Origin of the sequence: Mesorhizobium sp. B3-2-1, assembly GCF_006439515.1 — a bacterium.
Lineage (GTDB): Bacteria > Pseudomonadota > Alphaproteobacteria > Rhizobiales > Rhizobiaceae > Mesorhizobium.
On sequence record NZ_VFTI01000049.1, the window covers coordinates 20,059 to 33,390 of the forward strand.

The 13,332-nt window shown below is 61.3% G+C and carries 15 protein-coding genes and 1 tRNA gene; 8 read left to right on the forward strand and 8 right to left on the reverse strand.

Annotated elements, in window-relative coordinates; all coding sequences use genetic code 11:
* Window positions 1-69 precede the first annotated feature (69 nt).
* Both FJW08_RS30965 and FJW08_RS30970 read left to right on the forward strand, forming a co-directional pair.
* On the forward strand, window positions 70-414 hold the full coding sequence (locus FJW08_RS30965; RefSeq protein ID WP_140758545.1) for a metalloregulator ArsR/SmtB family transcription factor: 345 nt from the start codon (window positions 70-72) through the stop codon (window positions 412-414).
* Window positions 415-515: 101 nt separating this feature from the next.
* On the forward strand, window positions 516-1,310 hold the full coding sequence (locus FJW08_RS30970) for an RNA methyltransferase (RefSeq protein WP_140813602.1): 795 nt from the start codon (window positions 516-518) through the stop codon (window positions 1,308-1,310).
* A gap of 46 nt (window positions 1,311-1,356) precedes the next feature.
* On the opposite strand, the gene FJW08_RS30975 is transcribed toward FJW08_RS30970, so the two are convergent.
* Together FJW08_RS30975 and FJW08_RS30980 are read right to left on the reverse strand one after the other, a co-directional pair.
* Window positions 1,357-2,511 carry a hypothetical protein gene (locus FJW08_RS30975; RefSeq protein WP_140813603.1) on the reverse strand — a complete coding sequence of 385 codons (1,155 nt, stop codon included), beginning with the start codon at window positions 2,509-2,511 and terminating at the stop codon, window positions 1,357-1,359.
* Window positions 2,512-2,666: 155 nt separating this feature from the next.
* Window positions 2,667-3,203: an EipA family protein gene (locus FJW08_RS30980; protein ID WP_224598844.1), complete on the reverse strand. Its 537-nt coding sequence runs from the start codon at window positions 3,201-3,203 to the stop codon at window positions 2,667-2,669.
* A gap of 385 nt (window positions 3,204-3,588) precedes the next feature.
* On the opposite strand from FJW08_RS30980, the gene FJW08_RS30985 reads away from it, so the two are divergent.
* Both FJW08_RS30985 and FJW08_RS30990 read left to right on the forward strand, forming a co-directional pair.
* Window positions 3,589-4,218 carry a histidine phosphotransferase family protein gene (locus FJW08_RS30985; RefSeq protein ID WP_140758549.1) on the forward strand — a complete coding sequence of 210 codons (630 nt, stop codon included), beginning with the start codon at window positions 3,589-3,591 and terminating at the stop codon, window positions 4,216-4,218.
* Window positions 4,219-4,456: 238 nt separating this feature from the next.
* Window positions 4,457-4,825, forward strand: coding sequence for a response regulator (locus tag FJW08_RS30990; protein WP_140758550.1), 369 nt, complete (start codon window positions 4,457-4,459; stop codon window positions 4,823-4,825).
* Between the two features lie 120 nt (window positions 4,826-4,945).
* On the opposite strand, the gene ctrA is transcribed toward FJW08_RS30990, so the two are convergent.
* Window positions 4,946-5,641: a cell cycle two-component system response regulator CtrA gene (gene ctrA, locus FJW08_RS30995; RefSeq protein ID WP_006203583.1), complete on the reverse strand. Its 696-nt coding sequence runs from the start codon at window positions 5,639-5,641 to the stop codon at window positions 4,946-4,948.
* 452 nt (window positions 5,642-6,093) lie between these two features.
* On the opposite strand from ctrA, the gene FJW08_RS31000 reads away from it, so the two are divergent.
* A complete protein-coding gene (locus FJW08_RS31000; RefSeq protein ID WP_140758551.1) occupies window positions 6,094-6,471 on the forward strand; it encodes a flagellar export protein FliJ in 378 nt (125 codons plus the stop codon).
* 109 nt (window positions 6,472-6,580) lie between these two features.
* Here FJW08_RS31000 and FJW08_RS31005 read toward each other — a convergent pair whose 3' ends face one another.
* The gene (locus tag FJW08_RS31005) at window positions 6,581-6,979 is read right to left on the reverse strand and encodes a helix-turn-helix domain-containing protein (RefSeq protein ID WP_140813604.1); all 399 of its coding nucleotides are present in this window, start codon (window positions 6,977-6,979) and stop codon (window positions 6,581-6,583) included.
* Between the two features lie 89 nt (window positions 6,980-7,068).
* Between FJW08_RS31005 and FJW08_RS31010 the strand changes: the two genes are divergently transcribed.
* The gene (locus tag FJW08_RS31010; protein ID WP_140813605.1) at window positions 7,069-7,995 is read left to right on the forward strand and encodes an NADP-dependent oxidoreductase; all 927 of its coding nucleotides are present in this window, start codon (window positions 7,069-7,071) and stop codon (window positions 7,993-7,995) included.
* A gap of 70 nt (window positions 7,996-8,065) precedes the next feature.
* Here FJW08_RS31010 and FJW08_RS31015 read toward each other — a convergent pair whose 3' ends face one another.
* On the reverse strand, window positions 8,066-8,341 hold the full coding sequence (locus FJW08_RS31015) for a DUF1153 domain-containing protein (RefSeq protein ID WP_006203587.1): 276 nt from the start codon (window positions 8,339-8,341) through the stop codon (window positions 8,066-8,068).
* Between the two features lie 284 nt (window positions 8,342-8,625).
* Between FJW08_RS31015 and mnmA the strand changes: the two genes are divergently transcribed.
* Window positions 8,626-9,819 (forward strand): tRNA 2-thiouridine(34) synthase MnmA, encoded by a 1,194-nt coding sequence (mnmA, locus tag FJW08_RS31020; protein WP_140813606.1) that lies wholly within the window; start codon window positions 8,626-8,628, stop codon window positions 9,817-9,819.
* A 237-nt stretch (window positions 9,820-10,056) separates the two neighbouring features.
* Here the strand turns inward: mnmA and FJW08_RS31025 are convergent, their stop codons facing one another.
* Complete coding sequence (locus FJW08_RS31025) at window positions 10,057-11,016, reverse strand: Gfo/Idh/MocA family oxidoreductase (protein WP_140813607.1); 960 nt, start codon at window positions 11,014-11,016, stop codon at window positions 10,057-10,059.
* A 239-nt stretch (window positions 11,017-11,255) separates the two neighbouring features.
* Between FJW08_RS31025 and FJW08_RS31030 the strand changes: the two genes are divergently transcribed.
* Window positions 11,256-11,332 (forward strand) — tRNA-Met (locus FJW08_RS31030).
* Here the strand turns inward: FJW08_RS31030 and FJW08_RS32605 are convergent.
* A complete protein-coding gene (locus FJW08_RS32605; RefSeq protein WP_181183096.1) occupies window positions 11,333-11,827 on the reverse strand; it encodes a hypothetical protein in 495 nt (164 codons plus the stop codon).
* Between the two features lie 165 nt (window positions 11,828-11,992).
* Window positions 11,993-12,313, reverse strand: coding sequence for a DUF982 domain-containing protein (locus FJW08_RS31040; protein ID WP_140813608.1), 321 nt, complete (start codon window positions 12,311-12,313; stop codon window positions 11,993-11,995).
* Window positions 12,314-13,332: the final 1,019 nt, after the last annotated feature.

Genomic DNA, 13,332 nt, shown 5'->3' on the forward strand with positions numbered 1-13,332 from the left:
AAGTGAATTTATGGATTCAGGCACCATTGCCCCCATGGCGCCTCGATGAGCAAACAGCATGGGGCATCAATGGTCTCGACAAAGCTAATCGCCAACGCCGAATCGGCTGCCGAATTTCTGATGCTGATGGGCAACGAAAAACGGCTGTTGATCATGAGCTATCTGATCGACGGTGAAATGTCGGTCGGCGCCATCGCCGACAAGGTGATGCTCAGCCAATCCGCTCTCTCGCAGCACTTGGCCAAGTTGCGCGCGCTCGACCTCGTGGACACCCGCCGCGATCGTCAGATGATCTACTATTCCTGCAAATCCGATGCGGTGCGCGAACTGCTCGCCATGCTGGATGGCATTTTCGGCAGCGGCAAGGAGGATCTGTCGCAGATGGCGCAGAGGTTGCGCCGCGCCGGGACTTGACCGGACGCTGCCGCGGCCGTTTACCTCGCTGACAATTTGCGGAGCGTGGCTCGTGTGTCTTTCCCGGTACACGCGCCACGTTCTTTATTGTTGAGCGGGACATGGACCCAATTCGTATCGACGATCCGCGCGACCCGCGTGTCGCTCCCTATCTCGATATCCGCGAGCGCGATCTGGCGGGCCGGCAAGGCCGCTTCGTCGCCGAAGGCAAGGTGGTGCTCGACCTGCTTTTGTCGTCGCGCCGCTTCAGCGCCGAATCCATCCTGATCCTGGAAAACCGGCTTGGCGGCCTGGAGGACATGCTGCGCAAGACACGAGCGGACCTGCCGGTCTACATCGTCGCCAGTGCGGTGATGGACGCGATTGCCGGATTCCATATGCATCGCGGCATCCTGGCCATCGGCCGCAAGGAAACGCCGCACCCGGCCGGATCATTGCTGGATGCCTTGCCCGCTCAAGCCCTGGTCGTCGTGCTTGTCGGCATCGCCAACCATGACAATATGGGTTCGATCTTCCGCAACGCCGCCGCTTTCGGCGCCGATGCGGTGCTGATGGATGCGACATGCTGCGATCCGCTGTATCGCAAGGCGATCCGGGTTTCGGTCGGCGCCGCGCTCGAGATCCCTTTCGCGTCCTTCACCGACACGGCGGACTTCACGGCGGACCTCGATCGGCGGGGCTATGACCAGTTCGCACTGTCACCGCGCGGCCGGATCGACATACGCGACGCACGGCGCGGCGAGCGCCTGGCGCTCTACCTCGGCACCGAGGGCGAAGGTCTGCCCGAAAGCCTGCTTTCCCGATTGCAAACCGTGCGGATCACCATGTCGAAAGGTTTCGACAGCTTGAACGTCGCCGCCGCCTCGGCCATTGCCCTGCATCATTTCTCGCGCTGACTTTGATGTGAGTCAGGACGCGACGAAAGCGGCCAGCCCGCACCCGTCAGTTGGCTTCTGCCTTCTGCAAGGCGCGCACGCGGTCGGCGAGGCTGCGGTCGTGGCCGGCGGAGCGGTTGTCCTGCGGCGCCGCCAGCGCCTTGGCGATTGGTGAATCGGGGCCCTCGAGCTTGGCTGTCAGATGGACGACCTCCGCCGCCAGTTCGTTCATCTGCTCACGCAGCGCGGCGCCATTGCCATTCGCCAAACCCGACGATGCCACGGCGCCGAGATCCGCCTTAAGCCGCTTGTTCTCGCGCGCCAGCGCCGTCAGCCTGGCCTCCAGCCGTTCGCGGTCGCCGTCGAGCTTGGCAATCGCCCGGTCCATGTCGTCGCGCTTATCGGCCTCGTCATGCCGGCCGGCTTCATCGGGCTTGCCGACCAGCCGCAAGGCCGATGCGCCGTCCTCGGCTTTCGCTTTTTCTCGCAACCGCGCCAACTCCTTTTCGCGCCGATCAAGCTTGTCCTCACGGTCGGCGAGCGTTGCCAGCAGCCGCTCGACCTTCTTGTCGAGTTCGGCGGCTCTTTTCTTCTCGGCCTTGAGGCCATCGCGCGCGGCCTTGCTTTCGGCCGCGATCTCCTGGCTGCGCCGATCCGCTTCCTTGCGCTGACCGCGCAGCAGCGAGATGTCGCTGGCGAGCTTCTGCAATTCGGATTCGCGGGCCACGAGTTCGATCTGGCGGCTGCTGGAGGCAAAACTGGCATCGTCATACATGTGCTCCAGCTTCTCGAGATCGAGCGCCCGCCTTTCCAGTTTTCGCTCGGTTTCCTTGAGCCGCTCCGAAAGCTGATGCAGTTCCTCTTCGCGCTGGCGTAGCGCTTCGCTCTTGGCGCCGAGTTCGGCGAGCGCATGATCCTTGCCCGCTCGCTCGACCGCCAGCCCCTTCAGCGCCTCGCGGCCGCGATTGATTTCGACGAGTTGTTCGGCCACCTTCTCGCGCAACGTCTTGACGTTGATTTCAAGTCGCCGCGTCGACATGGCGTACTCGGCCCGGATCCGGTCCTTGTCGGCCTGGATTTCAGCTCGCGTCAGCGGGATGGAGGCTTCGATGCGCCTGCGGGTCAGGGCGACGGCACGCCGCCAGACGGCCGGAGCCACCATCAGCGCCAGAAAGCCGGCACAGAGAAAGCCGAGGGCAAAGAACAGGACCGACTGAACCAAAGGACTACCCGTTATCGACGACAACTTGGAAGGCTGGACTGTGCCATGTTGGCATGGCGGAAATCCGGCACCGCGGCAAGGGCTTGCCGCGGGTCATTCGGGTCGTGGCTCGGGAATCCGGTCGAACGGTCCGCGATTCCATCATATCGGACAGATCAGAACGGATTCCAGGTCGCTCGCTCGGTCAGTTTCAGGTAGCCGAGATTGACGCCGAGCCGCGCGCCGACGCCGGTACGGATCGGCACCAGCAGCACATTGTTGTTCTTCAGAACGTTGAAGCCGATACCCGCCACCACATAGGCCGAACCGGCGACGCCGCCATAGCGATTGTAGAGGTTGCCGACATCGTCGAGATTGTAGACCAGCATCATCACGCGTGACCCCTCGCCGCCGAAATCCCAGCCCAGCGACGGGCCTTGCCAGAAGACTTTGTGATCGCCGGCATTCTTGGTGTAAAGCGTGCCTTCGCCATAGGTCAGGCCGCCGATCAGCGCACCGGATCCCTCCTCGCCGAGCAGATAGCCATTGGGCAGACCGTAGGAGGCGAATATCTTCTCCACGACGGTGGCCAATCCGCCCGATGTCGCGCCGAAGAACTTGTGGCCGGAATCGACAATCTCCTGAGCGGTGTACTCCTGGGCCCGCAAGGGCGATGTCGTGAAAACGAGAACGCCCATGAGCGTGATCGCCATTGAGAGGACACGGAGAAAACTCCGGTCATAGAATCGGGAAAACATGCTTCCAATCTCCGTCATGAAGCACTTTCGCCGACGCCTCGCATCCGTACGGCTCTTTAGGCGGCCGTTAAGGATGACTGTTAGGGGCAAACTATGCCGTAATCCTTTTTCAACCATTAAACTCCCACATGAAGATGGCGGTTCGAAGGCTGTTTGGCCGCTTGAGGGGACACGCAGCCTGCGTGAATGCGCCATATGCCATGACGACAATTTGGATTTGTTGCTGCACGCGCGGGCGCTGTGTATTCAGAAAGCCTTGGGTTGAAGCGTGATTCGTGTGGGCAGGCGCGAAGATCGATCGCTTGGCCACGAACTGGAAGATTTTGCAGGGATTTCGCCGATGGCCGATCTGTTCACCCTTTCCGCTCCCGACCTGGCGGCGCTTTTGTGCAGCCGCGTCTGCCACGACATCATCTCGCCGGTCGGCGCGATCAACAACGGGCTTGAACTGCTCGACGAAGGCGGCGCCGACGAAGACGCCATGCGGCTCATCCGCCAGAGTGCAAGGAACGCCTCGGCCCGCTTGCAGTTCGCCCGGATCGCCTTCGGCGCCGCCGGCTCGGCCGGCATGATGATCGACACCGGAGATGCCGAGGCCGTCGCCATCGCCTTCCTCAAGAACGAAAAGCCGGAGTTGGTCTGGAACGGAATCCGCGCGCTGCTGCCCAAGAACAAGGTCAAGCTGCTGCTCAACCTGCTCCTGGTCGCCAATGCCGCCATTCCGCGCGGCGGCAAACTGGTCGTGACGCTCGAAAATCTCGAAACCGAGCCGCGCTTTTCGCTTTCGGCAAGCGGGCCGATGCTGCGTGTGCCGCCGAAATTCCTCGAACTGCATTCCGGCCACAAGCCGGAAGAGCCGATCGACGCGCATTCGGTGCAACCCTACTACACGCTGCTGCTGGCCCGCGAGGCCAACATGACGATTTCGATCCATGCGACGGCTGAAGAAATCGTCCTTTCAGCGGCCTGAAGCCGGCGCCCGGTGGCGCGCGACCGAACAAAGTATTTCAGTCTGAAATATTTCATTGACGCCCCAGCTAGGCGCGATGATCTTTGCCCGCCGAAGCATCCGCAAGGAAAAGGCCTTCGAACGACATCTTTGCAAAAATTTTACCTAACGGCTTTTCGGCTTCTTTACCAGATCGGTCTAGGCTACGCCGCAGATGCCCCGAACGACCGGACTGTCCAAGGGCAGAGAGGAACCGGAAATGAAACGCTGCATGTTCGTCGACGATTCTAGCGTCATCAGGAAGGTGGCAAAACGCATCCTGGGCGGTTCCGACATGATGGTCATCGAGGCAGCCAGCGGGCTTGACGCACTGGAGATGTGCGCCGCCGACATGCCCGACATCATCGTCGTCGACGGCGCTCTGCCAGACGTGCAGGCGGTCGACCTCATCCGGCGCGTCTGTGCCATGGAAAGCCCGATCAGGCCGCAGATTTTGATCTCGCTGGTCGAACTCGATATCGCATCGATCATGCGGGCAAAGCGCGCCGGCGCCCAGGGCTATCTGTTGAAGCCCTTCAATCGCCCGCAACTGCTCGAGCGCTTTCGCGCCTTGAAGATCGCTGCCTGAACGCTGTTCCAGGAGACCCGCGCGGCGGTCCGCCGTCTCGCAGTGCGCAAAATAATTATCGGCTCACATGCAAAAACCCGGCCATGGCCGGGTTTTTGAGAAAAGCTCCGCCCACTGCGCTCAGGCGCTGACGCGGATGTCTTCCGGCTCGCGCAGCACATAGCCGCGGCCCCAGACGGTCTCGATATAGTTCTGGCCACCGGACGCGGCGTCGAGCTTCTTGCGCAGCTTGCAGATGAAGACGTCGATGATCTTCAGTTCCGGCTCGTCCATGCCGCCATAGAGGTGGTTGAGGAACATTTCCTTGGTCAGTGTGGTGCCCTTGCGCAGCGAGAGCAGCTCCAGCATCTGGTATTCCTTGCCGGTGAGGTGCACGCGCTGGCCACCGACCTCGACGGTCTTGGCGTCGAGATTGACCACCAGGTCGCCCGTGGTGATGACCGACTGGGCGTGGCCCTTGGAGCGGCGCACGATGGCATGAATGCGCGCCACCAGCTCGTCCTTGTGGAACGGCTTGGTCATGTAGTCGTCCGCGCCGAAGCCGAGGCCGCGTACCTTGTCCTCGATGCCGGCCATTCCGGAGAGGATGAGGATGGGCGTCTTTACCTTGGACAGGCGAAGCGTTCTCAAGACCTCGTAACCGGACATGTCGGGCAGGTTGAGATCGAGAAGGATGATGTCGTAGTCGTAGAGCTTGCCCAGATCGACACCCTCTTCGCCGAGGTCCGTCGTATAGACATTGAAACTTTCCGATTTCAGCATCAACTCGATGCTCTGTGCGGTTGCACTGTCATCTTCTATCAGCAGAACACGCATTTCATTCCCCTTTTCTGCCGCCGGACCATTTCACGACCCGTCCTGCCCCGGAGCAGTGGTTGCCCTTGTAGAGAGGCTGCCATCGAATGGTTAACAAAACCTAATTTCCCGTCCAATACGGTACCAGATTTTTTAACCCCTTTCTACACCCTCTTGAATCTAATAACGAATCACAGACCAAATTTCCTAATGCGACACATTAATAACCTGGACTAAGTGACTCCAGGGACTCATCGACGCGGCTTCGCTTCGGCGGCCGGAATTTTTACCCGGCCTTAAGCCCTGACACGTATGATTAACAATGCCCGTAAACGAATGGTTACCATCGGCAAAAAACTTTAGGGTTTTGTTTCCCATAGTGCGGGGAAAGCCGGTGGACACGGGCAGCGCTTGGGCCTTTCCAAGTGGTTTGGACGATATGTGCGGGTGTGCGTTTCTGGGAGTACCGAATCATGAAGTCACGTGAAAACCTCGTTCGGCTGAAACAGTTTCAGGTGAATGAGAAGCGTCGCCAGATGCTGCAGCTCGACATGATGATCGCCGAGTTCGAGCGCATGGCCGTCGAACTGGAGCTTCAGATCACCGCCGAGGAAAAGAAAGCCGGCATCACAGATATCAATCATTTCGCCTATCCGACCTTCGCCAAGGCGGCGCGCCTGCGCCGTGACAATCTAAGGAACTCGCAAGGCGACCTCGCCCTGCAGCGAAGCGCCGCCGAATCATTACTCGGTGAAGCTGAAGCGGAGCTTTCCAAGGCGGAGATGTTGGAATCGCGCGATACCAAGATTCGCGAGGCCGAAACCGGTGGCCGCAGCGCCATGATCGGCTGAAGCGGACATCCGCGCCATTCGGCGCGCACACAAGCGCGCCACCCTGTCGCGCGACAGCCTGCACCCGGCGCCGGCGGGCCGCCGCGAATGCGCTGATGGCATGCAAGGCCTAGGCCGCCCAGTCCCCCTCATTTCCGGCAATCGCCCTTGCCCGGGCATCCTTGATATCGGGCGCATGCTGCTCCGCCCATGATCTGATCTGGGCAAGCAGTCCCGCCAGGTTCTGACCGAGTTCGGTCAATTCATATTCGACGCGTGGCGGAATGACCGGATAGACCTCTCGCCGCACCAAGCCATCGCGCTCGAGCACACGCAAGGTCTGGGTCAGCATCTTGGGCGTGACGCCTTCGAGCTTGCGGGCAAGCGCACCATTGCGCTGCCGGCCTTTGCGCAGCGCGCAGACCACCAGATAGACCCATTTACTGGCCAGCATCTCCAAAACGGTGTGCGACGGACATGTCCGCCGGAACGCGTCGTAGCCGAAGGGGGAATCGCAATCACTATCCATGAGGTGCCTATATATCAAAAAGGTGCATACTGGACAATAGGCCCTTACTCTCCAAATGATAGTGGCGTTAGTCAAGCAGGAGAGATTTTATGCGTGCCGTAACCCAGAATTCCGTTGGCGGGCCCGACGTTCTTGTCACCGCCGAATTGCCCGATCCCACGCCGAAGGCCGGCGAGGTGCTGGTCCGCGTCAAGGCGGCCGGCATCAATCCGGTCGATGGCGCTGTGCGCGCCGGCCACTATCCGCTGCTCGGCGAGCCACCCTTCATCCTTGGCTGGGATATTTCGGGGACGGTCGAGGCGCTGGGCGCCGGCGTCACCGGCTTCAAGGTCGGCGACGAGGTGTTCGGCATGCCGCGCTTCCCTAAGCAGGCCGCGGCCTACGCCGAACTGGGGGCCGTGCCGGCCGATGAGATCGCGCTGAAGCCGAAGCGGGCGGACCATATCCAGGCCGGCGCATTGCCGCTGGCCGGTCTCACCGCCTGGCAAGGCCTTGTCCGCCATGGCGGACTGAAACCAGGCCAGCGCGTGCTGGTGCACGCCGGAGCTGGCGGCGTTGGCCATCTGGCCGTGCAGATCGTCAAGGCGCGTGGTGCTTACGTCGTCGCCACGGCCAGCCCGGGCAAGCTCGACTTCGTACGCAAGCTCGGCGCCGATGAGGTGATCGACTATACCAAGGGTGATTTCACCAGCCAGATCAGCAATATCGACCTGGTGCTGGAGCCGGTGGGCGGCGACCATGCCGATCGCTCGCTGAAAGTGCTTAAGCCCGGCGGCGTGCTCGTGTCATTGCTCAATGTCAACGACGCCACGCGCGCCGACGCCAGTTCGCGCGATATCAGGGTCGAGCGCATGTCGGTCGTGCCCGACCGCGAGGGCCTGCTTGAGCTGGCCGGTTTGATCGAGGCGCAAAAGCTTGCCGTTCACGTGGCCAGGACTTTTCCGCTCGACCAGGCGGGAGCCGCCCACGCCTTTCTCGCCACAAGGCCGATCGGCAAGGTAGCGCTGACGATCTGAGCGGCGACACCGTCGCTCCGAAAGAAAAAGGGCGCGGCATGCCGCGCCCTTTGCTCGTGATGTGACCGGCCTAGTGCCGGTATTGCTGGATGCGCGTGGTGCGCAGCCCGGCAAGGCCGTATTCGTCGATCGACGCTTGCCAGGACAGGAATTCCTCCGTGGTCAGCTTGTAGCGCTGGCATGCCTCTTCAAGGCTCAAAAGTCCGCCGCGCACCGCTGCAACCACTTCCGCCTTGCGCCGGATAACCCAGCGACGGGTGTTCGTCGGCGGCAGATCGGCAATCGTGAGAGGGCTGCCGTCGGGCCCGATAACATACTTCACTCTAGGTCTAACCAGATCGGTCATCGTACTCTCTACAAAAAACTCAAAGACCCAATCCCCGCCACGTTACCGCCACAGCTTTAAAAATTGCCTAAGCAGACCCTAATGACTAGGTAAGGATCGTGAACGCCGCGTTAGTCTTTTGGCGGGCATTTGAAATATCCGGCTGGAAGCCCTGTTTCAGCCGGGAGAAATGTACCCATTCACCACGTCGCCACGCCGTGGGTCGCCGTGCAAGCTGGCGCCGCATGAAAGCTTGACCTATATTCTCGACATAGGCATTTGAGCTGCCGCAGAATGAAAGCACCATGAACAGTCTCGACCTTCCCAGACGTCCCGAAGAGACCCGCATCGTCGTCGCCATGTCCGGCGGCGTCGATTCATCCGTGGTCGCCGGCCTGTTGAAGCGAGAGGGCTACGATGTCGTCGGCGTCACCTTGCAGCTCTACGATCATGGTGCGGCAACGCATCGGGCGGGATCATGCTGCGCCGGCCAGGACATCGACGATGCCCGCCGCGTCTCCGAGACCCTGGGCATTCCCCATTATGTGCTCGATTATGAGGAGCGGTTCCGCAAGGCGGTCATCGATCCCTTCGCCGAAAGCTATGTCGCCGGCGAGACGCCCATTCCTTGCGTCTCTTGCAATCAGACGGTCAAGTTCGCCGATCTCCTGGCCACGGCCAAGGATCTCGGCGCCGACGCGCTCGCCACCGGCCACTACATCCGTTCCGGCGCCAATGGCGCCCACCGCGCGCTCTACCGGCCGGTCGACGCCGATCGCGACCAGAGCTATTTCCTGTTCGCCACCACGCAGGCGCAGATCGACTATCTGCGCTTTCCGCTTGGCGGCCTGTCGAAGCCGCAGGTTCGCGCCATCGCCGAGGAGATGGGGCTGACGGTCGCCGCCAAGCAGGACAGCCAGGACATCTGCTTCGTGCCGCAGGGCAAATATTCCGACATCATCGCCAAGCTGAAGCCGGCGGCCGCCAACCCGGGCGACATTGTCCATATCGACGGCCGCGTGCTCGGCCGCCACGAGGGCATTCTGCGTTACACGATCGGCCAGCGCCGTGGCATCGGCATCGCGTCCGGCGAGCCGCTCTATGTCGTCCATCTCGACGCCGAGCGCGCCCGTGTCGTGGTCGGCCCGCGCGAGGCGCTGGAGACGCACAAGATCTATCTGCGCAACATGAACTGGCTGGGAGACGGCGCACTCGCCGATGTTCCCGCCGGCGGCATCGAACTGTTCGCCAAGGTGCGCTCGACCAGGCCGCCACGGCCGGCCGTGCTGCGCCACGAGGCAGGCGTGACCTCGGTCGAACTGGCCGATGGTGAATCGGGCATCGCGCCCGGACAGGCCTGCGTGCTCTATTCCGACGACGGCAACGAGGCCCGCGTCTTCGGCGGCGGCTTCATCGAGCGCTCCGAGCGCGGCGCCGAAGCCGAAGCGATGCTGAGCCGGCTCGCCGCGAGGCCGGCGCAGGTTCCCGCCGACCTTTGAGACTGTTTCGAAATTCGCTCTGGCGAGTCATATGGTGGTGGTTTCGAGAACCGGAGCGCAGCGGACATTTGCGTCCGTGAGCAGCGCATGACCCAGAAAATCGAAAAGCGATTTCGGAAAGGATCATGCGCCAAATCAAGTGCTACGGCGTCCTTTGCGCGTCCAGAGGACGCGCGGCGCTGTAGTAGCGCAGAAGACGCCATCAGATGGCCGCCAGAGTAGAATTTCCAAACAGTCTCAGGATTTGGTGTGGGTGACCGTGCCCGCCGTCAGGATGCGAAGCACCCTGATCGCTTCCTCGCCGCTGGTGCGTGGTTCGGCGCGCGTCTCGATGCACTGGATGAAATGCTCCAGCTCGCGCGTCAGCGGCATGCCTTGGGCAACCGCGACATAGGACGGCTCATTGGTGGTGAACGCCCACTGGCCGCTGTCCTGCCACACCGCGTGCCGGTAGACGGCAAGCTTGCGCTCCCATGGCTCGACATCGTCGAACACCGCCATCGCCTTGGTGCCGACCACCGTCAACCGCCGCTCGCGATAGGGGTTGAGCCGCGACGTGAAAAGATGGCTGCGCAGCCCGTTGGGAAAGCGCATGTGCAGATGCGCGAAATCGCTGAGATTGTCGAGGAGTGCCGCCCCCTCGCCGCGCACCTCGATCGGCTCGGTGCCGGTGATGGCCAGGATCATCGACAGATCGTGCGGCGCAAGGTCCCATAGCGCGTCGTTCTCGGTATGGAACTTGCCGAGCCCCAGCCGGTGCGAATGGATGTAGCGGACCTCGCCGAGTTCGCCCTTGTCGATCAGCCCTTTGAGCGTCTCGAAGGCGGGATGGAAGCGCAGGACATGGCCGACCATGAACACGCGGCCATTCTCCTTGGCTGCCTGCACCGAGCGCTCGGCATCCGGCACCGTCAGCGCGATCGGCTTTTCCACCAGCACGTCCTTGCCGTTCTCGACGGCGCGCACGGCAAGATCGGCATGGAACTGCGGCGGCAAGGCCATGATAATGGCGTCGATGTCATCGCGGACGAACAGCTGGTCCGGCTCGATCGCCAGGCAGTCCTGTTCGCTGGCGAAACCTTCGGCGCGGGCACGATTTGTGTCGGAAACCGCGTGCAATGCGCCGAGCGCCTTGAGGGTGCGGATGTGGTTTGAGCCCCAGTATCCGCAACCGAGGACTGCAATGCGCGGCTTCATATGTTTCAAACTCTAAAAACTCGTGGCCGAGACATAGCGACGTGCCCCGTCGAACTCAACCCCAGCGGCCGCAACCAGGCGTTCGCGCGGCAAAGCTTTTCGCCAATAGGAATATGCGCTGATATCGAATGCATCGAAGCTTGACAGGCTCGCCCTCCCAACCTTATATCCGCGCGACCTTGGCGAACGCCGCGAAATGCCTTTCGATTTGAGGCGGATTTCGGGCCTGTCGCCGCCCTGGCGGGGTAGCTCAGTTGGTTAGAGCACGGGAATCATAATCCTGGGGTCGGGGGTTCAAGTCCCTCTCCCGCTACCATCAATACAGCGTTGGGCGCCTCTCCTGGTTTGCGGTTTGCCAGGTTGAGGAGCTCCGCCAGCGCACCGTGGACCTTGAGCTCAATCTGCCCCCTGCCCTCCGTCGGAATGATCTCGATCCTCGCAACCAGGGAGCGGATAACCGGCCTCCTCGGCGGCCGCATCCCAGCGTGCCTGATGCGAAATCAGCTTCGGCCTTCTTGCATAGAGCCGCCATATCCGGCCCCTTGCCAAGCGCTTCATTGAGCGCTTCGATCGAGTGGATCGTCACGTCCTCACCCTCTGGCAGGCGGACGGTCGCACAAGGAAAGCCGACGCTCTCGACCAGGCGCTGCTGCCTGCGGCAGAGCCGCTCGGTCAGCTTGTGGGCTGTCTCCCATTCACGCTGATTACCGATGCGGATCGCGTCGATGAGGGCGAGATAGGCGTAGAACCGTTTATCTTTCTCGCAGGCCTCCGGCACGCTTTTGAACAGCGGATCGACCGATTGACACATGTCTTTCGCGTGCGCTTGGGGCCAGACGCAGATGAGATTGCCGTCGCTGTGGAGGCGCTCTGGTCATAGCCTAGAGCGGCTCAGTGGACCCGCCCAACCGCTTTAACTCTTTGTTTTCACGCAATTCCGGACGGAAAACCGCTTCGCACTTTTCCTGGAATTGCTTTAGCCGTCAACCACGACATCGGACCGCCTGTCATAGGCTGTCATCCAATCTTCTGCAGCACCACCAAAGGACTCGATTGCGTCCTGGCCCAGAATTCCCCGCGATCGAGCAAATGCCTCAAAGGCAAGGCGAGCCGTTTCAGCGTCCTTGTCGTCTGCAAGCGCAGACCGAAAAAGCGCAAGTGTGGCCGCATGCGTTGGGCTGCGGACCCCGACCCATTCGTCAAGAAGCTGATAGGCGTCCATGACAGATGACACCTCATGCGCAAAGCCAAGTTCCACAATCACTTGAATAGGGCGAGTGAATCGCTTGGGCGTCATTGCTGAGCTCCGTTAACCGCGACCGGTAGTCCGACTGCCACCAGCTGAGCACCTGAGGCGGGGCGGCCAAGGACCATCTGTGGCCTCAAGGATGCATCATGGTCTGGCAAGTATTCAAGTAGGTCTTACGGACTAAGATCTTCCGGCGAATTCAGGAGCCGCGTGTACTTGCAGGCAGCTGCAATAGATCGCGGTTGGGGCCGGTACATTCATTGCTCGGCACAGCACGCCAGAGCGGCTTTTCAAATATGTACCTTGCAGGTTGCATACTGTCCGGAAATCGTTCGGCTGGGGAAGGACCTTGTAGACAGTCGAGGAGTACAGGTTCCCGTTACGGCCCTCGACCAGGTCACCAGAAGGGCCTGATCTTGGCGTCGGCTACGCAAGGGTCGATCGCCAGCGCGATGCTACTGCCGATCTTTGACTTCGGCACGCACGAGCCGCCCAAGCAAAAGCGCGAAACGGTAGACTTTTGTCCGACCCGTTCTTCCATCCCGCAGTTCAGGACGGCAAAGAGCGCGCGAAAGTGCTTCGGCTCGCCTTTCGTCGATCTCCAGCATCACATTCTCGCACGTGTCTGCAGCCCCACAACCAGGGCATCTCAAAAGATTCGATGGTCGTGTCTCATCGCCGACAAGAGCAAGTTTGCACCTGTTGCAGCCGAGCCGCAGTGTGTTTCCTACCATGATGGTTATCCCAGCGCTCGCCAAAGGTTCACCTCTGACGCCGGATGGGAGATGCAATTAAGGGACCATATGCGGGTGACCCATAACGGCACACCTTTGACGCTGCGAACCCTGGCAGAGCCTGCCTTGGAGCGTGAGGATGCAAGAGCCCGTCGTCCCACTTTGCAATGAATCAGTTGCACCAAGCCGCTATTCTCGCGGCTTGAGCCTCTCAAAAAGTCTGGTTATAAGCGCCGACTTCCGGACTGCGGCGCATCACGGCGTCGACGGCATCGAACATCTGCCGGCGACGCTCGGACGAGACCGGGCTTTCGACGACCACGACCAGTTCCG